This window comes from Amycolatopsis sp. NBRC 101858, from assembly GCF_030269325.1.
In the GTDB taxonomy this organism is placed as follows: domain Bacteria; phylum Actinomycetota; class Actinomycetes; order Mycobacteriales; family Pseudonocardiaceae; genus Amycolatopsis; species Amycolatopsis ponsaeliensis.
The window spans coordinates 113,181-129,863 of record NZ_BSTD01000001.1; the positions used below are offsets into that span (position 1 = coordinate 113,181).

The window sequence follows — 16,683 nt, forward strand, 5'->3', positions numbered from 1 at the left end:
GGTTCCGTCCTGACCAGAAGGGCGTTTCGTGGGATTGTCCGGGTCCCAAGGGCGAAAGCCCAGCTCAGAACGTCCACGATCAGGTATCCGAACGTGGGCGATGTGGAAGCTGACCGCTCCGGTGTTCGGCTACGTCCTCATCGTCGACGCGCTGGCGCTGGTCGCGGTCGTCTCCACGGCCGCGCTCGTGCCGGTCACCACCCAGTCCCTCCTCTGGTGCGGCCTGATCCTGGCCGGCGAGATCGTGCACCTCGAAGCGGCACAACGCATCGAGCGCATCCGCGAGCTCGCCGCCGACGGCCGGCCGCACATGCACCTGCAGTCGATCTGGATCTTCGCCGGCCTGCTCCTGCTGCCGCCGCCGTTGGCCACGCTCGTGATCGTGGTCAGCTACGCCCACGCGTGGGTGCGCGTCTACAAGCGACGGGGCGTGATTCACCGGAAAGTGTTTTCTGGAGCCACCGTCATCCTCGCTTGTTTCGCGGCGGGTGCCGTGCTGTCGGCCGGCACCGGGCACCTGGCGCCGTACGTGCCCTACCTGGACGGTTTCGGCGGGATGACCGCGCTGCTGCTGGCCGGGATCGTCTACTTCGGACTCAACTACGTCCTGGTCATCCTCGCCATCCTGATGAGCAACCCGGGCAAGCCGCCGCGGCAGGCGTTCGGGAACCCGTCGGACGTGCTGATCGTGCTGGCCGCGGTCGGCGTCGGCTGCGGGATCGCGCTGGTGATGACGGTCCGGCCGTGGCTGCTGCCGGTGCTCATGGTGACGCCGGTGGCGCTGCACATCGGCCTGCTGCTGCCGCAGTTCCAGGCCGCCGCGCGCACGGACTCCAAGACCGCGCTGCTCGCGCCGGAGTTCTGGGTCCAGCTGGCGCGCAACGAGCTGGCGCGCGCCGCGGAGCTGTCGTCGACCGCGGGCGTGCTGATGATCGACCTGGACCACTTCAAGGCCATCGACGACGGCAACGGCCACCTGGCGGGCGACGAGGTCCTGCGCGCGATCGCGGCGGCGATCCAGGGCTGCGTGCGCGGCGGCGACTACGTCGGCCGCTTCGGCGGCGACGAGTTCGTGGTGCTGCTCCCGGGCGCGACGAGCGCGGAGATCGTGTCCATCGCGGACCGCATCCGCGCGGCGATCGCCCGGATCGAGGTGCCGGTCCCGGTGATCCGCCCGGGCAAGCCCGAGGTGATCGACGGCCTGACCGCGTCGATCGGCGCGGCGGTGTACCCGGAAACGGCGACGGAGTACACGATCCTGCTGCAGGCCGCGGACGACGCGGTGTTCGAGGCGAAGGCGGCGGGCCGCGACCGGGTGGTCCTGGCCGACACCCGCACCGAGCTGTCCCGCCCGGAGATCCCCGACGTCCTCTGAGGTCTCCGGGCGAGCCGGGCGCTACGGGAGGCCGGCCAGCGACGCGTCGAGCGTGGCCGCCGACAGCTCGTTGTCCACCATGTCCCCGGCGAGGTAAGCGCCGTACGCCGGCAGGTCCAGGTGCGCGTGCCCGCACAGCGCCGTGAGGATCACCTTCTCCTCGCCGGTTTCCTTGCACCGCAACGCTTCCTGGATGCACGCGGCCAGCGCGTGCGTCGGCTCCGGTGCCGGGATGATGCCCTCGGCCCGCGCGAACCGCACGCCCGCCGAGAAGCACTCCTGCTGCCCGATCGCGATCGCCTCGATCAGCCCGAGCTCGTAGATGTGCGAGATGAGCGGCGACATCCCGTGGTAGCGCAGGCCGCCCGCGTGGATCGGGTCGGGGATGAAGTCGTGGCCGAGCGTGTGCATCTTCAGCAACGGCGTGAGCCCGGCGGTGTCGCCGAAGTCGTAGGCGTACTTCCCGCGCGTCAGCGACGGGCACGCGGCCGGCTCGACCGCGCGGATCACCGGATCCATCCGGCCGGCGAGCTTCTCCCGCAGGAACGGGAACGCGAGCCCGCCGAAGTTCGATCCGCCGCCGGTGCAGCCGACCAGCACGTCCGGGGTGTCCCCGGCCAGTTCGAACTGCTTCAGCGCCTCTTCGCCGATGATCGTCTGGTGCAGCAGCACGTGGTTGAGGACGCTGCCCAGCGCGTACCGCGCGTCCGGGTCCTGGGCCGCCTGCTCGACGGCCTCGCTGATCGCGATGCCGAGGCTGCCCGTCGAATCCGGGTGCTCCTTGAGGATCGCCCGGCCGGACTCGGTCAGCTCGGAGGGGCTCGGGTGGACGGTCGCCCCGAACGTCTCCATCATCAGCTTGCGGTAGGGCTTCTGGTCGTAGGACGCGCGGACCTGCCAGACCTCGCACTCCAGCCCGTACTGGGCGCAGGCGAACGCGAGCGCGCTCCCCCACTGGCCGGCGCCGGTCTCGGTGGTCAGGCGGGTGACGCCTTCGGCCGCGTTGTAGAACGCCTGCGGCACGGCGGTGTTCGGTTTGTGCGAGCCGACCGGGCTGACGCCTTCGTACTTGTAGTAGATCCGTGCCGGGGTGCCGAGCGCCTTCTCCAGCCGGCGGGCCCGGAACAGCGGCGACGGCCGCCAGAGCCGGTAGACCTCTCGGACCTCCTCCGGGATGTCGACATAGCGATCAGTCGTCACTTCCTGGGCGATGAGCGCCTGCGGGAAGAGCGGGGCCAGGTCGTCCGGGCCGACCGGCTCCCGGGTGCCGGGGTGCAGCGGCGGGGGCGGCGGCTCCGGCAGGTCGGGGATGACGTTGTACCACTGGGTCGGCAGCTCGTCTTCGTCCAGGATGTACTTGGTCTTCTCAGCCATCGAACCTCCTTGGTCGGCACTTCAACTTAGGACGCCACCGGCCGCGGAGCCAGTACGGTGACCCGGTGGGGAACTTCGTCCTGATCGACGCGCCGTCCAACCTGGGCCTGCGGCCACCGGCCGAGGGCGCGGTGCCCGGCTGCTACAAGACCCCCGGTGTGCTGCGCGACCTCGGCATCCTCGATCGCCTGGGTGCGGCCGACGGCGGCGTCGTGACGCCGGGGCGCTACGTCGGCACGTGGTCGCCGGGCGACGGCGTCCGCAACTCGGCGGCCATCGCGTCGTACACGCGCGCGCTGGCCGAACGGGTCGCCGCGGTCCGGTCGGCGGGCGGGTTCCCGGTGGTGCTGGGCGGCGACTGCTCGATCTCGCTGGGCGCGATGCTGGCGCTGCGCCGCTCCGGCCGGTACGGCATCGCCTACCTGGACGGCCACGACGACTTCCGCCACCTGGGCATCGCGGACCACGTCGGCGCGGCGGCGGGCGAGGACCTGGCGATCATGACCGGCCGCGGGGCGGGCGACCTCGCCGACATCGACGGGCTGCGGCCGTACGTCCGCGACAGCGACGTCATGGTCCTCGGGGTGCGCACGGCCGAGTCGGCCCAGCTGCGTGCCGCGGGAATCCGTTTCGTCACCTCGGAAGCGCTGATGGACTCCGCGCCGGTGCCGTCGTTCCCGGAGCTGGACGGCTTCTGGGTCCACGTCGACATCGACGTCCTCGACCCGGCGTACGTGTCCGCTGTGGACAGTCCCGACCCCGGCGGCCTCGATCCGGACACGCTGGTCTCGGTGCTGCGGGAGCTGCTGGCCCGGCCGGGCGCGGCGGGCTTCGAGCTGACGGTGTTCGACCCCGACCTCGACCCGGACGGCCGGCAGGCCGAGCTGGTCGCCGACATCCTGGAAAGGTCCCTGCGATGACCGACGTGCTGACGGATCTCCCCGTGTGGCTTCCCGAAGGGGGCCGCGGCCCGGGTTTGGTGCTGATCCAGGAGATCTTCGGCCTGGACGATTACTTGCGTTCGGTGGCGGCGGACCTGGCCGCTTCCGGGTACGTCGTGGCGGTTCCCGAACTGTTCCGGCGGACGGCCCCCGGCTGGTCGTCCACCCACGACGAAGCGGGCGTGGCGGCGTCGATGAAGGTGGCGTCCACTTTCGACCCGGCGCTCGGGCTGGCGGACGTCCTGGCGACGGTGGCCCACCTGCGTGGCCTGCCCGCGGTTTCCGGCGGGGTCGGCGTGCTGGGGTTCTGCCTGGGCGGGTCGCTGGCCTTCGCGGCCGCGGCGGCGGGCGACCCGGACGTGGCGGTGTCGTTTTACGGCTCGACGGTGGCCGCGCAGATCGCGGACCTGGCCGGGATCACGTGCCCGATCCAGTTCCACTTCGGCGGCCAGGACCCGTTCATCCCGCGCACGGACGTCCGCGTGGTCGAGGAGGCGGTCGCGGCGCACCCGGGCGCGGAGATCCACGTGCAGGAGGAGGCGGGGCACGCGTTCCACAACAACGTGGCCCCGATGTTCCACCACCCCGAGGCGGCGGCCCGCGCCTGGGCACTGACGACCGAGTTCCTGCGGCGGACCCTCCCGGCCGGCATCAGCGGCCGTGGTGTGTGAAGGCTCCCCAGATCGACACGTCGGTCGTTTCCGGCAGAGCCAGGTCGCCGATCATGGCTTCGGGCAGGCCGGCCAGCGGTTCGCGGGCGGGGTCGAGCATCCACAGCTGGGCTTCGCGGAGCGCTTCGGCGGGCGGGAGGCCTTCCCGGACGAGGAAGTGGTGGGCCGCGAACATCAGGGCCGCGGTACCGCGATCGCCGGTCTTCCACCGGGAGCCGATCACGGTGACCGCGCCGGCGGCCAGGAAGGCCGTGGCGAGGGTGAGCGCTTCGTCGTAGTCGACCACGGTCAGGTCGCTGCTGCAGGAGGTCAGGATGACGGTCCCGCCGGGGTTGCCCGGCTCGCGGCGGGCGGCGTGGCGGAGCACGGTGTCGATGGGCAGGTCCTCGGTGAGCACCAGCCTGGACGCCTCGGCCGCGGTGCCGACTTCGGCGTGACAGCTCAAGTGCAGCAGTGACGCGCCTGCCGTGTCGGCTCCGGGGACGTGGGCGAGGAACGCGGCCGGTGTCGCGGGCAAAGCCGCCGGCAGCGGTGCGCCGTCCTCGTCGGACTCGAATCCGTGCAAGTCACCCAGCAGCACCGCTCCCGGGTAGAAGACGTCGTGCAGCACCAGTGCTTCTTCCGCGGCGAACCCGAGGTTTCCCCGCGGGTCGGTCACCAGGACCGGTGCGCGGCCGATCGGCTGCGCGGGCCGGCGCACGCTGTCCAGGAACTGGCGCGCCGACGCCGCGGTGGACAGGACCAGCTCGGTGCAGCCGAACCGGGACTCGCCGAGCCGGGCGGCCGGCCACGACACGACTCCCAGCTCTCCCAAGGGAACCAGCACGACCCGGCGGCCGCGGCCGACCGCTTCCAGCACAGCGCTCAGCACCGTCGTACCGGCCCAGTCGCACAGCGCTGCCAGCGCCGTCTTCCATTCGGCGAAGTCGTTCTGGTCGGCGGCGAGGAACTCGGCGAGCGGCCCGTCCGATCGCACGACCAGGTCCGGCAGCGCGCGGGTGATCGGCCGGCCGTCCCGGTGGACGCCGATCAGCCGCCCGGGCGTCCCCTCGGTGCCGGGCACGACGTACACCAGGGCGTCGATGTCGTTACCGGCCAGCGCGCCGGCGACTTCGGTCATCGAGGGCGCGACGAACAGCGCTTTCCCGGCCGGGCTGTCGCGCAGCACCTCCAGCACACGATGGCGCAGCTCGCCTCTGGTAACCCGCTCCGGAACGGCGCCCTGCCGGGTGTGGTCCGCCCACGCGTCGGCCAGGGCCGGGTGGCCGAGGTCGCGCAGCGTCTTCGGTACCTCCAACGTCGAGGTCGCCGCGTGCAGGGCCAGCCCGCGACCGAGTTCGATCGCGCGCAGAGCCGCATCGGCGTCATCGTCGGCCAGGCACCACCCGGCGAGGGCGGCCGCGTCCGCCGCCGCACCCCGCGCGGTGAGCACAGCGTGGCCGATCCCTGTCTGCAGCAGGACGAGACCGGCCTGTTCCTCGAGTGCGGCGAAGCCGTGGCGGCAGGCGAGTTCGCGCTGCCCCGCGGCCCGGCAGGCGCGCGCGAGGGCACGGAGCACTTCGGGCACCTCGACGCCGTCGGCCGACTGCCGGGCCTGCTCGAGGTGCGCCACCGCACGGCTCGCCGCATCGGCCGGGCCGATGCCTCGTTCGTGCGCCGTCAGGTACGCGAGGCCCAGCAGCGCCCGCACGGTCGTCCGGTGCTGCGGGAGCGTGACCCGCTCCAGCCGGGCTTCGAGCCGCTCGATTCCGGCGAGGACCTCCGCGGGCTCTCCGTCGAGGGCACCGGCGAAGGAACTGGTGGTGTCGGCCATGGCCGCGAGCATGTCCGCGGAGTGCCCCGGTACGGGCCCACCGGTGAGCCGCGCGTGCAGGTCGCCGACGGACTCCCGGACGTTCTTCGCGCCGGTCAGGGCCAGCCGCAGCCCGGCGAGCCCCGCCATGAGCTCGGCGCTCGGCCGCACCACGTGCGCCGCCGGGAGCCGGGCCACCGCCTCGTCCAGCCGCTCGGCCGCGACGGCGAGGCCGGTGTCGTCCGCGGTGCGCAAGGCCCGGCTGACGTCGATCGACGCGGCGAGCGTGGCGATCACCGCCGAACCGCCGACGGGGTCGTCCCCGGCCGCCGCCGCGGCCTTGTCCAGCAGCAGCGCGGCGGAGTCGGCGTCCTCGAGCAGGCCTTTGACGAGGTGCCGGTCGGCCAGGACGCCGCCGACCAGGCCGACCGCGACGGCGTGCAGGTCGTCGTCGGCGGGCAGGGTCCGGACGACCTCCAGCAGATCGGTGACCCCCGCCGCGGTCCGCCCGGGATCTCCCTGGGTGCCGTGCAGGATCGCCAGCATGGACCGCAGCAGGAGATCCGCGCCCCGCCGGGCGGGCCCCGCTTCACCGGTCCGGGCCAGCACCTGGTCGACGACCTCCTGCGCCTGGGCGATCCGGTCCGGGGTGGCTTCGGCCGCGGCGGAAGCCAGCAGGGCACCGGCGAGCCGGCGCCGGATGACGTCGGACAGCGGATGGGCCTCGGGCACGGACGACGCCCGCTTCAGCAGCTCCTCCGCTTCACGCAGGTCGTCCGGACCACCCTCCCCGGCCCCGCCGACCAGGAGGGTGGCGAGATCGGCCCGGAGCATCGGCGTGAGCATGTGGTCTTCCGGCAGCCCGGCCAGCTGCTCTCGCAGGAGGTCCGCCTGCACGGCCGGTTTCGCCGCCGGCGTGATCATGGGCATCATCAAGCGCAGCAGCTCGATTCCCGGGTTGCCGGTCTCCGGCGCGCTGCTCAGCACCTCGTCGAGCTTGGCCACGGTCGACTCGGACGGGTGCGCGGCGCCCGACTCCAGCAGGTCGGCCAGCGGGGACATGAGGTCGAACAGCGCGCGGATCCCGGGCGGCAGCGCGTCCAGGCCGGTGGCGGCCGACAGCCGGCCTCGCAGCTCGGCGACCCCGGCCTGCAACCCCGCCTCGCCGGTCCGCCCGATCCACTCCGTGGCTCGCAGGACGGCGCCGAGGTCCGGGACGGGATGTTCGCGCAGGGCTTCGGCCGGCGTCCGGCCCACCATGGTCACCATCAGCGCCAGCTGGGACATCCGGTCACGCTGCCCGGCGGTGCTCGCCGGGTCGGCCTGCACCAGATCGGCCAGCTCGGTGGCCCGGACCCGGTCGGCATCCGAACCGCCGTGCTGGACGTAGCGGACCGCCAGCGCCGTGGCCAGCTCGGCCCGCGTCGCGCACTGCTCGTCGCTGCCGTCGTCGAGGTCACCGAGCCGGCGGGACAACTCGGCGATCCGGCGCTCGGCTTCGTCCGCGGTCATGTGCGCCTCTCGTTCGTGAACGGCCGGAAATGACAAAAACGTGACAACAATCGGACGCTTCCCATTTCGATCACGCCGATCCTTTCGGCGGTCCGTGCGCCGTGAAATCCACCGTACTCGTCCGCCCCGGCGCATGCGACACTGCACGCGCGGTGTCCGCGGCCGACCGAGAAGAGGACTTGTCGTGATTGCTGAGGGGGAACCGGATGAATGGCCGCTCGAACCGGCGGAACGGGTCGAACTGGTTTCGACGGACCCCGCTCTCCGCGGTCCCGGGGAAACCCATGCCGTTCTTTCCGCGATTATTTTCCACCCGCCGCGCGCGCACGTGACCGCCTGGCGCGACCCGGCCGGGCCGGCACCCGGAACCGCGGTGGTGGAACTGCGTTACGGCATCGAACTCGACGCCTTGCCGCACGGAACGACCTACCGCACGGCCGATGTGATCATGACCTTCCCCGACGACTGCCGGGTCGTGGCCGCGCCGGACCTGCCCGATTCGGAGCACGACATCGGCGGCAGCCGGTTCCGCCAGCACCTCGACCGGCCCGAGGCCGGGCGGACCGTCCGGACCCGGCTGGTCGTCGAGGTTCCCGCCGGCCGGACCGAGCTGACCGGCAGCATGACCTGCGAGGTGGACCTGCGCCGCAGCTTCGGGGCCCGGTGGCGCCGGGTTCCGGCGGTGGCGGCGCAGAAGACGTCGTTCGCCACCGGTGTTCCCGGACACCACACCGGTTCCGCGGTCCGGTTGTTCGTGGCGACCGATCTCGCGGGCTTCAGCCGGCGCGGCCCCGCGGGCAGCGGAAGGGCGCAGCGGGGCACGGCGGAAGTGTTCGACCGCGCGACCGGAGCGACCGGGATCGAGCTCGACGACCGGCAGGTGCAGGGCGACGGCCTGTTCCTCGTGTTCCACCCGGCCATCGACGAACGCACCGTGCTGCGCGCGTTCTACCTCGAACTGCTGTCGGCGCTGCGCGAGCACAACCGCGACCTGAGGCCGGAAACGGCGCTGCGGCACCGGGTCGGCATCGCTCGGGGGCTCTCCGAGCGGACTCCCCTGGGCTGGGACAAGAAGGCACCGACCGCGGCGACCCGGCTCTGTGACTGCGTGCAGGCCCGCACCGCGCTCGAGGACAACCCGAAGGCTCCGTTCGTGCTGGTGGTGTCCGATCCGCTGTACCAGGACATCTTCGGCGACCCGGACCACGACCCGCCCGGCACCGCCTTCACCGAGATCGCGATCGAGGACCCCGGCAAGGGTTTCTCCGCCACGGCCTGGCTGCACGTCGCCGGCGAGTGAGCGGGCGTGCCCCGCTCACTCCCCGCCGACCTGCCGCCGCATGTGCGCGGCGAGCTGCTGCGGGGTGTGCTTGTACGCGTCGAGGTAGACCGTGTAGGCGTGCAGCACGTCGGGGGGCAGTTCGATGTCGCCGAACACCACCGGCAGGATGTAGGGCTCCGCGCGGCGCAAGGCGGTGGTCATCGCGAAGCAGAGTTCGTCCATGCCGAACGACGACGCGAGGTACTCCTCCGAGATGAAGGGGACCACGAACCGGGTCCCAGTCCGGTAGACCCGGCGCATTTCGACGAGGACGTTGCGGCCCCACCAGTCGCCGCTGATGTCCTCGTCGTAGAACACGCGGAGGCCCAGCTGCCGCGCCGCGAGCACCGTCTCGTGCACATAGGACCGTTGCCTGCCCGAAAACGAGACGGCGATGTCGTAGTCGAACCGCACGGCGGCGGCCGGCCGCTCGAACGGCAGCACTTCGGCCGACTCCGGTTCGGCCCCGTCCTCTTCGCGTACCGCCCTCATCGCGCACCTGCCCGTCCTCCGCCGCGAGACCCCGTCGACCGCAAGTGTGGGGCGGTCGCCGGCCGGCGACCGCCCTTTCCCTCATCCGAGGGACCGGAGCCCGGCCGCCACCTCGTCCAGTCCCGCCCGGTCACGGACGACCAGGCGGCGGCCGCCGGTCTCGAGCAGGCCGGCCTCACGCAGTTGCCGCAGCGCCCGCTCCGCGGTCGCCCGGGTCACGCCCACGAAGGACCCCAGCTCCAGCTGGGTCAGGTCGAGCCCGATGACCACGCCGCCCCCGACATCGGTGCCGTACAGCTCGACCAGTTCCCGCACCAGCCGGGCCACCCGGACGGGCGGCGCGACGCCGGTGTAGTCGACCCGGCGGCGGTTCGACGCCCGCGCCTTGTGGGCGACGATCGAAGCCACCAGCATCGCCGTGGTCCGGTCGCGGGCGACGATGGCCCAGAACGTCTCGGCGGACAGCCGGGCGGCGACCACCGGCCGGCGGCCGCACGCCCGCACCGTGGCCGACCGCGGAGTCCCGTCGATGGCGGAGAACTCGCCGATCAGGTCGCCCGCGCCGCGAACCGCGAGCAGGGCATCGTGCTTGCCCATCCGGCCCGTCACCTTCACGTACGAACTCAGCAGGAGAAAGACGTCGTCACCGGCGGCACCCTCGTCGACCAGGACCTCGTCCGCGGCAAAGCCGACCGATTGCCCGGCGGCCAGCAACGCCGCCAGGGATTCGGCGGGCAGCAATGCGAGAAAACTGGACGGCGGCCACCCGGCTCGATATCCGGAACCCGCCGAGTCGGTCATTTTCCCAAGATAACCCCGGGCGCCCGGATCGGACACCGTCGCACGATTCGGCGGAGCCGGTGAGAAGTTTTCCGCGGGCGCCGGGAACCGGGCCCGGATCTCCCCACCCGGCTTCCCGGGAAGTGAGGACAATCGACGTCATGGACACCTTCCTCCCGGCCGGTCCACCGGAGCGGTCCGGCCCGCTCGTCGCGACCGCGGTGGTGGTCGCGGGCGCGGCGCTGGGCGCCCTGCTCGGGCTGGCCGTCGCCGCGGCCCGCGGCACCGGCCCGCTGCTCACGGCGGTGCTCGGTGCCGCGTTGTTCACCGCACCCGCCGTCGTGGCGGCGACGCTGTGGATCCGGGCCGGCGCGCTCCGCGTGCCGACCCGGACGCCGTACCTGCCCGGCGACCGGTTCCACGGGTGGACCGTCGTGACCCACCGGCCGGGCGGCGCGCGGTTCGACGAGTACGAGGTCCGGCGCGGGCACCGGGCCGCGTACCTGACGGTCGCGGCGAACGACGGGGACACCTGGGCCCCGACCGCCGACCGGATGCTGCTCGCCGTTCGTTCGCGCCACCTCGCGACGCCGCTGCTGTCGGGGGTCGCCCGGACCCGCCCGTACCTGCTCGTCGACCACGGCGACGGCCGGCCGCTGACCGAACACCTCGGCGCGGGCGGCGACGACGCGTTCACCTACGAGGTCGCGGTGTCGGTCCTTTCGGCACTGCGGGACCTGCGCGCGCACGACACCGTCCACGGTGCGGTGCACCCGGACAACGTGCTGGTCGGTGCCCACGGCGTGCTGCTGTGCGCGTTCGACCGCAGCCGCCTCGCGTCGGCCGCCACGAGCACGGTGCCGAGCGTCCGCGACGACGTCGCCGGCTGGGCCGAGGTGGTCCACGCGGTGTGGAACGGGCGCCCTTTCCTCGGCGCTTGGGGCGAACCGGCGACCCCGGACGACCTCGCCGGCTTCCCGGGGTGGATCCGGCAGGTCGTCGGCGACGCCCTCGGGCTGGTCCCGTCCCCCGAGGACATCCTGCGCGACTTGACGCGGGCGGCGCCCGCACCCGGCCACCGCGCCGGGACGGCACCGGCTCGCCCGCCCGCGTCGCCGTCGGCGATCTCCCGGCGAGCCGCGACGGTCGGCGCGTTGACCGTCGCGGCGGCCGTCGCCCTGCTGGTCATCGCGCCGGCGTCGCCATCCCGTGCCACCGCTGTCTCCTCGCCCGCCCCTTCGACGGCTCCGCCCGCCACGCTCCCGGCCACCAGCGCCCCGGCGACCACGGCGCCTTCGGAGACCTCGGCGTCCAGCACTCCCGCCACGACCGTGGCCGCCGGCTGGACGATGCCGGATCTCGTCGGCAGCGACCTGCAGGACGCCCAGGACCGGATCCAGCACATCACCGGCAATCCCGTGTTCCGCACCACGTCGCACGACGGCACGGGCGCGGGCCGGCACCAGGTCCTGGACCACGACTGGCAGGTCTGTGCCCAGAACGTCGCGCCCGGCGCCGCCATCACGCTGACCTCGAAGATCGACTTCACGGTGGTGAAGCACGGCGAGACGTGCCCGTGAGGGGCACCCGGACGTCGTCGCTCAGGCCGTCGAACGGGCACCGCAGTCGCCGTGGTCCGTGGCCGGCCGGCGGCTGTCGAGCGGGTCGTCGAGATCGGCCAGCTGGCGGGCGATGCGGTTCGCGTCGGCGCTCCGGTGCTGAGCGCGGCTCAGGGCCAGCGCGCGCAGCCAGGCCCGGCGCGCCTGGCGGCCCGCTCGGTTTCGGCCCGGTCGGGGCCGAGGCGCTTCGCGAGCAGTTCCCGGGCTTCCGGGGCGTCCAGCACGTCCAACGTCAAGGATCCGGCGTCGTGCTTGGTGAGCAGCCCGGTCAGCTGGTTCCGGCTGGTGACCACCACCGTGCAGCCCGGGCTGTCGGGCAGCAGTGCCGCCACCTGGACGCTGTTCCTGGCGTTGTCCAGCACGACCAGCATCCGCCGGTCGGCCACCGTGTCCCGGTACAGCGCCGCCTGCCCCTCGGCGTCGAGGGGGATCGATCCCGGCGGCAGCCGCAACGCGTCGAGGAACCCCCGGATCGCCTCCACCGGCTCCATCGGCGCGCCTGAGGGGTCGAACCCGCGCAGGTTCACGTACAGCTGCCCGTCCGGGAACCGGCCGGCGTTCTCGTGGGCCCACTGCAGGGCGAGCCAGGTCTTCCCGATGCCGCCCATGCCGACGATCGCGATGATCGGGCCGGCGCCGGGCGTCGACTGGTTGTCCAACTCGAGGCAAGGCAACGATGAACCGTGAAGATCCCATCGTCTGCCGATCGTCGGGAGGCCCCACTGGTGCAGGCGACATTCCAGGACTTATCTCGACAGCTCGAACACGCTGGCCGGAGAGTTCAGCCAGCATTGAAACCGAGGCAGCTCCGACTTTGCCGCGGTCTCCGCGGAAACCACCTCAAAGCGGAGCACCTGTTCACCACTATCTCTCTCCGCCGCGACCGGGGCCTGGTCCCACCGATGCGGACACTGCTAACGCCGCACCCAAATCAGCCAGTAGCGGCGAAAGACAGAAAAGAAACGACGATGTACAACTGGATCACTACGCGTCACACCTTTCGGTGAAGGAATCCGGGCATCAACCCATCGGGCCGACGCTTTGTTGAGAGCTGACACAGTCCACCCGGTTGCCAGACGTAGGAGGATGTCGTTCCGGCCGATGCAACACGGTCAGTGGTACCGACTGGAGCCGCTGCACTCTAGGTTATACAGGTGCGGCCAGATAGAGGGGTTGTGGTGCGGAATATGAGATGGATTCTGTATTTTATTGGCGGCGGAGCGCTTATCAGCTTGGTTCCCCTCGTGGGAAGTCGATTGAGCCCACAAATTGCTGGATTGATTTTACTTTTTCCGATAGTAACACTAGTTGGACTTTCTTTCCTGGGCGTCGAATCCGGGAGAGATGCCGTTGCCACCGGAGCCGTGAGTGCGATTCGAAACATGCCGACCGTTCTCGCATTCTTGGTCGCCGTATATTTTGCGTCACGCAACGGTGTTCCATTACCCGTCAGCTTCCTCATGGGCATTCTGGCTTGGCTTATCGTCGCCCTCTTGATTGCACTACTCTCAAGCTGGCTGAGTCTCAATTAGGGGTTTATACTGTGCGAGTGCGCCGAAGAATATTTCCAGACCTCCAGCGCAAGGTATTTGTCGGCGGCCTCGTGATCATGCTCGCATGGTCGATTGTGGCCGCGCTTATTGCACTTCCTCCATCTTGGCAAATTCCATCCATCTTCGCCGCACTGCTGATGATAATTAAGATGGTTTCACCAATAGAGGATATGGAGGAATCAATCCAATCCATTCGGACATCCGTGGAAGCCCCGGTTACACGCTACGGAGGTGCCGAAGATTTCTACAGGGATCTTGTGCGATCAGTGCGGCATGCGGCAAGCTACATCGACCTCACGCATATTCGAGACAACCCACCCGACGACTTCAAGGGACCGGCACCCACCGAATACTTCACATACCTTTTAGACTGGCTCGCGATTTCAAACTCTCGAACCATTCGACGAGTCATCTGTATACGCAACGCCGAGATGCGCGCATGGGCGGTACAGCTGCACGAAACCACTCAGAAGAGATCGAATCTGCACATACGCGTAATAGAGTGCGGCAGTGAAATTCCAATAATTAACATTGCAATCATCGATGGCAATAAGGTGTACATGACCTTTACTGGCGACATTCCAGAAAGAACACCCGGGGCAAGCATTGATGACCCGGCCACCAGTCACTATTTCACCGAATACTATGCTGCACTTTGGCGAGCATCTGAACCACTTGAAAGCTACCTTCAGCGCCATTAAGTAAACTCGTTCGCAGGAACGCAGCCGATGTACCGGGCCAAACCCGCCGCACGTGCCGATCGAGGAGGTGATCCTGACGATGAAGGACCTGGTCCGGGCCGGAAAGGTGCGCCACCTCGGCCTCTCCGAGGTCAACGCCGAGACGTTGCGCCGGGCCCACGAGATCCATCCGATCACCGCGTTGCAGAGCGAGTACTCGTTGCTCAGCCGCCACCTCGAGGACAAGATCCTGCCCACGGCGCAGGAGCTCGGGGTCAGCGTCGTCGCGTACGCGCCGGTCGGCCGGGGGCTGCTCACCGGCGAACTGACCACGTTGGACGGCCTGGAACCGCACGACCTGCGCCGGCTGCAGCCACGCTTCCAGGACGGCAACCTCCGCCGGAACCTCGCGCTCGTCGAGCGGGTGCACGCCGTCGCGGACGAGGTCGGCTGCACCACGGCGCAGCTCGCACTGGCCTGGCTGCTCGCCCAGGACGACGCGATCGTCCCGATCCCCAGCACGACCAGCTTCCGCCACGTCGAGCAGAACGCCGCGGCGGTCGACATCGTGCTGTCGGCCCGCCAGCTGCGCGAGCTCGACGAGGCGATCCCCCCGGAGAAGGTCATCGGCGACCGCAACACGGCGGCCAGCCTCGCCTTGATGGAACTGTAGGCCCGCGTCGTTTACCTTCGTCACCAGCGCGTCCGCTGACCTTGGAGGAACCCGCCATGCCCCACGCCGTGGATTTCGGGACCGTGTCGACCGCCGGCCTGGAGTCGTCGCCGGTCGCGGCCGCCCTGGCCGGCCTGCGGGCCAACGAGGCCCGGTACTTCAAGAACAAGTACGACCACGTCTTCACGGTCGAGCCCGCGGGTGACGCCGCGGCGACCGTCGAGTGGGTGCACCGGATCCTCGAGGACGAACGCGGCATCGTCATTTCCTCGCCCGCGCTCGAAGCGACCGAGTTCCAGGTCGAGAACATCCGGATGGCCTACGTGTTCTACGAAAGCGGCCTGTCGGTCAACGTGATGTACACCCTCGAAGACGGCGGGAAGCGGGCGGTCGGGTTCAAGCTCTCCGACGGCATGGAAATCCCCGGGGAGCTCGGCTCGTTCAAGTTCGCCCGCCAGAAGTCGAAGCTGGCCGGCACGATCCGCGGCTCCTACTTCGTCATCAAGAACGAGCACTGACCGCCGCTGGGGCGCCGGCCGCCTGGATACCGGCAGCCGGCGCAACCGCGCGTAGGGCGGATCAGTCCCAGTAGTTGAAGGGCACCTCGCCGAGGTCGGCCGGGGTGAGCACCCGGAACGCCGGGTGCTCCGCCAGCACCGCGACCACCGGTGTGGTCCGGTCCCTGGTGCACACGATCGAGAGGCGCCGGTCGCCGTAGTCGACGACGCCCTGGTGGAAGTTCGGCGTGACGCCGTCGGCGATCCGGAACTCCACGACCCGGCCGCCGGTACGGCGCGCCGCTCGGTGGCACTCGCGGCGGAACTCGCGGAGGTCCATCGCGCGACCGTATCGGCCCGGTGCCGATCCCCGGGCCCGATTTTCCCCGCGCCAACCGATCAGGAATCGAGAAGCGCCGGTCACCGCCCCGGACCTAGCGTTACCGGCATGACGAACATCGACTCCCTCACCCTCGAAGTGGCCGACACGACCGCCGCCGAGCGCTTCTACGCCGACGCCTTCGGGCTCACCACCCAGCTCCGCTTCCGCGAGAAGCAGCAGCCCTCCACCGGGTTCCGCGGCTACACCCTCTCCCTCATCGTCGCCCAGCCCGCCGACGTCGACTCGCTGATGGCCACCGCCCTCGAAGCCGGGGCCACCACGCTCAAGCCCGCCGCGAAGTCCCTGTGGGGCTACGGCGGCGCCGTCCAGGCACCCGACGGCGCCATCTGGACGCTCGCCACCTCCAGCAAGAAGAACACCGGCCCGGCCACCCGGGAGATCGGCTCGATCGTGCTGCTCCTGGGTGTCCAGGACATCCTCGCCAGCAAGAAGTTCTACGTCGATCACGGGCTCACGGTCGGGAAGAGCTTCGGCCGCATGTACGTCGAGTTCGAGGGCGGCACCGGCCCGGTCAAGCTCGCGCTCTACCGGCGCAAGGCCCTCGCCAAGCAGGCCGGCGTCGCGCCCGAAGGCACCGGTGCGCACCGGATCGCCGTCAACTCCGCCGCGCCGTTCACCGACCCGGACGGGTTCGCCTGGGAGGTCGCCACGACCCAGTCGCTCGACGCCTGACCGGCCGTCCGCGCCGCGGGCTTCGGGCTGCCCACGCAGACGTACCCGCGGAACGTCCGGCCCTTGACCCGGTCGGCCACCGGCCGGAACCGATCGGGCCGGAGACCGCGGAACCCCGTCGCGACGACGTCTTCGTACAACCGGTCCGAAACGACCGTCACGACGTCTTCGCCGGTGTGCCGGGCCAGCGTTTCGCGCACGGGTTCCGCGTCGAGCAGCCGGCACGCGACGATCAGGGCGTCCCCGATGGGTCCGAAGACCCCCGCGGTCAAGGCTCCGTGGTGCAGGGAAATCCGCAGCCGCAACCGCGGACGGCTGCCCCGCCCGA

16 protein-coding genes are annotated in these 16,683 nt (G+C 70.7%); 10 read left to right on the top strand and 6 right to left on the bottom strand.

The features are described from left to right. The first annotated feature begins 100 nt into the window (after positions 1 to 100). Positions 101 to 1,375: a diguanylate cyclase gene (locus QSK39_RS00495; protein ID WP_285475672.1), complete on the top strand. Its 1,275-nt coding sequence runs from the start codon at positions 101 to 103 to the stop codon at positions 1,373 to 1,375. Between the two features lie 21 nt (positions 1,376 to 1,396). On the opposite strand, the gene QSK39_RS00500 is transcribed toward QSK39_RS00495, so the two are convergent. Next, positions 1,397 to 2,749, bottom strand: a complete 1,353-nt coding sequence (locus QSK39_RS00500; RefSeq protein ID WP_285475673.1) for a TrpB-like pyridoxal phosphate-dependent enzyme — start codon at positions 2,747 to 2,749, stop codon at positions 1,397 to 1,399. Positions 2,750 to 2,814: 65 nt separating this feature from the next. On the opposite strand from QSK39_RS00500, the gene QSK39_RS00505 reads away from it, so the two are divergent. Then, the gene (locus QSK39_RS00505; RefSeq protein ID WP_285475674.1) at positions 2,815 to 3,669 is read left to right on the top strand and encodes an arginase family protein; all 855 of its coding nucleotides are present in this window, start codon (positions 2,815 to 2,817) and stop codon (positions 3,667 to 3,669) included. Continuing rightward, entirely contained in the window at positions 3,666 to 4,361 is a 696-nt protein-coding gene (locus QSK39_RS00510; RefSeq protein ID WP_285475675.1) for a dienelactone hydrolase family protein, read from the top strand. Before QSK39_RS00505 ends, QSK39_RS00510 begins: the two co-directional genes overlap by 4 nt. Here QSK39_RS00510 and QSK39_RS00515 read toward each other — a convergent pair. Further along, positions 4,342 to 7,665 (bottom strand): CHAT domain-containing protein, encoded by a 3,324-nt coding sequence (locus QSK39_RS00515; protein WP_285475676.1) that lies wholly within the window; start codon positions 7,663 to 7,665, stop codon positions 4,342 to 4,344. The two genes, QSK39_RS00510 and QSK39_RS00515, sit on opposite strands and share 20 nt — an antisense overlap. Positions 7,666 to 8,038: 373 nt before the next feature. Here QSK39_RS00515 and QSK39_RS00520 point away from each other — a divergent pair, with 373 nt between their 5' ends. Then, positions 8,039 to 8,965, top strand: a complete 927-nt coding sequence (locus QSK39_RS00520) for a hypothetical protein (RefSeq protein WP_285475677.1) — start codon at positions 8,039 to 8,041, stop codon at positions 8,963 to 8,965. 15 nt (positions 8,966 to 8,980) lie between these two features. Here QSK39_RS00520 and QSK39_RS00525 read toward each other — a convergent pair whose 3' ends face one another. After that, complete coding sequence (locus tag QSK39_RS00525; protein WP_285475678.1) at positions 8,981 to 9,478, bottom strand: TIR domain-containing protein; 498 nt, start codon at positions 9,476 to 9,478, stop codon at positions 8,981 to 8,983. 81 nt (positions 9,479 to 9,559) lie between these two features. Continuing rightward, complete coding sequence (locus QSK39_RS00530) at positions 9,560 to 10,279, bottom strand: Crp/Fnr family transcriptional regulator (RefSeq protein ID WP_285475679.1); 720 nt, start codon at positions 10,277 to 10,279, stop codon at positions 9,560 to 9,562. 140 nt (positions 10,280 to 10,419) lie between these two features. Between QSK39_RS00530 and QSK39_RS00535 the strand changes: the two genes are divergently transcribed. Then, positions 10,420 to 11,838: a hypothetical protein gene (locus QSK39_RS00535; protein ID WP_285475680.1), complete on the top strand. Its 1,419-nt coding sequence runs from the start codon at positions 10,420 to 10,422 to the stop codon at positions 11,836 to 11,838. Between the two features lie 149 nt (positions 11,839 to 11,987). Here the strand turns inward: QSK39_RS00535 and QSK39_RS00540 are convergent, their stop codons facing one another. Then, positions 11,988 to 12,551, bottom strand: coding sequence for a hypothetical protein (locus QSK39_RS00540; protein ID WP_285475681.1), 564 nt, complete (start codon positions 12,549 to 12,551; stop codon positions 11,988 to 11,990). 513 nt (positions 12,552 to 13,064) lie between these two features. On the opposite strand from QSK39_RS00540, the gene QSK39_RS52960 reads away from it, so the two are divergent. From QSK39_RS52960 to QSK39_RS00555, 4 genes are read left to right on the top strand one after another with little or no spacing between them, the layout of a single operon-like run. Continuing rightward, on the top strand, positions 13,065 to 13,409 hold the full coding sequence (locus tag QSK39_RS52960; RefSeq protein ID WP_353051028.1) for a GlpM family protein: 345 nt from the start codon (positions 13,065 to 13,067) through the stop codon (positions 13,407 to 13,409). 17 nt (positions 13,410 to 13,426) lie between these two features. Further along, entirely contained in the window at positions 13,427 to 14,131 is a 705-nt protein-coding gene (locus tag QSK39_RS00545) for a hypothetical protein (protein WP_285475682.1), read from the top strand. Positions 14,132 to 14,183: 52 nt separating this feature from the next. Further along, on the top strand, positions 14,184 to 14,783 hold the full coding sequence (locus QSK39_RS00550) for an aldo/keto reductase (RefSeq protein WP_285475683.1): 600 nt from the start codon (positions 14,184 to 14,186) through the stop codon (positions 14,781 to 14,783). A gap of 56 nt (positions 14,784 to 14,839) precedes the next feature. Continuing rightward, positions 14,840 to 15,301, top strand: coding sequence for a DUF8821 family protein (locus QSK39_RS00555; RefSeq protein WP_285475684.1), 462 nt, complete (start codon positions 14,840 to 14,842; stop codon positions 15,299 to 15,301). Between the two features lie 61 nt (positions 15,302 to 15,362). Here QSK39_RS00555 and QSK39_RS00560 read toward each other — a convergent pair whose 3' ends face one another. Continuing rightward, entirely contained in the window at positions 15,363 to 15,620 is a 258-nt protein-coding gene (locus QSK39_RS00560; protein WP_285475685.1) for a hypothetical protein, read from the bottom strand. Positions 15,621 to 15,728: 108 nt separating this feature from the next. Here QSK39_RS00560 and QSK39_RS00565 point away from each other — a divergent pair, with 108 nt between their 5' ends. Continuing rightward, entirely contained in the window at positions 15,729 to 16,355 is a 627-nt protein-coding gene (locus tag QSK39_RS00565) for a VOC family protein (RefSeq protein WP_285475686.1), read from the top strand. The last annotated feature ends 328 nt before the right edge of the window (positions 16,356 to 16,683 follow it).

Bases quoted from the DNA above. Each gene is read 5' to 3' on its own strand.
- QSK39_RS00565 (WP_285475686.1), top strand. From the start codon at position 15,729: ATGACGAACATCGACTCCCTCACCCTCGAAGTGGCCGACACGACCGCC.
- QSK39_RS00515 (WP_285475676.1), bottom strand. From the start codon at position 7,665: ATGACCGCGGACGAAGCCGAGCGCCGGATCGCCGAGTTGTCCCGCCGG.
- QSK39_RS00535 (WP_285475680.1), top strand. From the start codon at position 10,420: ATGGACACCTTCCTCCCGGCCGGTCCACCGGAGCGGTCCGGCCCGCTC.
- QSK39_RS52960 (WP_353051028.1), top strand. From the start codon at position 13,065: ATGAGATGGATTCTGTATTTTATTGGCGGCGGAGCGCTTATCAGCTTG.
- QSK39_RS00560 (WP_285475685.1), bottom strand. From the start codon at position 15,620: ATGGACCTCCGCGAGTTCCGCCGCGAGTGCCACCGAGCGGCGCGCCGT.
- QSK39_RS00510 (WP_285475675.1), top strand. From the start codon at position 3,666: ATGACCGACGTGCTGACGGATCTCCCCGTGTGGCTTCCCGAAGGGGGC.
- QSK39_RS00500 (WP_285475673.1), bottom strand. From the start codon at position 2,749: ATGGCTGAGAAGACCAAGTACATCCTGGACGAAGACGAGCTGCCGACC.
- QSK39_RS00495 (WP_285475672.1), top strand. From the start codon at position 101: ATGTGGAAGCTGACCGCTCCGGTGTTCGGCTACGTCCTCATCGTCGAC.
- QSK39_RS00555 (WP_285475684.1), top strand. From the start codon at position 14,840: ATGCCCCACGCCGTGGATTTCGGGACCGTGTCGACCGCCGGCCTGGAG.
- QSK39_RS00530 (WP_285475679.1), bottom strand. From the start codon at position 10,279: ATGACCGACTCGGCGGGTTCCGGATATCGAGCCGGGTGGCCGCCGTCC.
- QSK39_RS00525 (WP_285475678.1), bottom strand. From the start codon at position 9,478: ATGAGGGCGGTACGCGAAGAGGACGGGGCCGAACCGGAGTCGGCCGAA.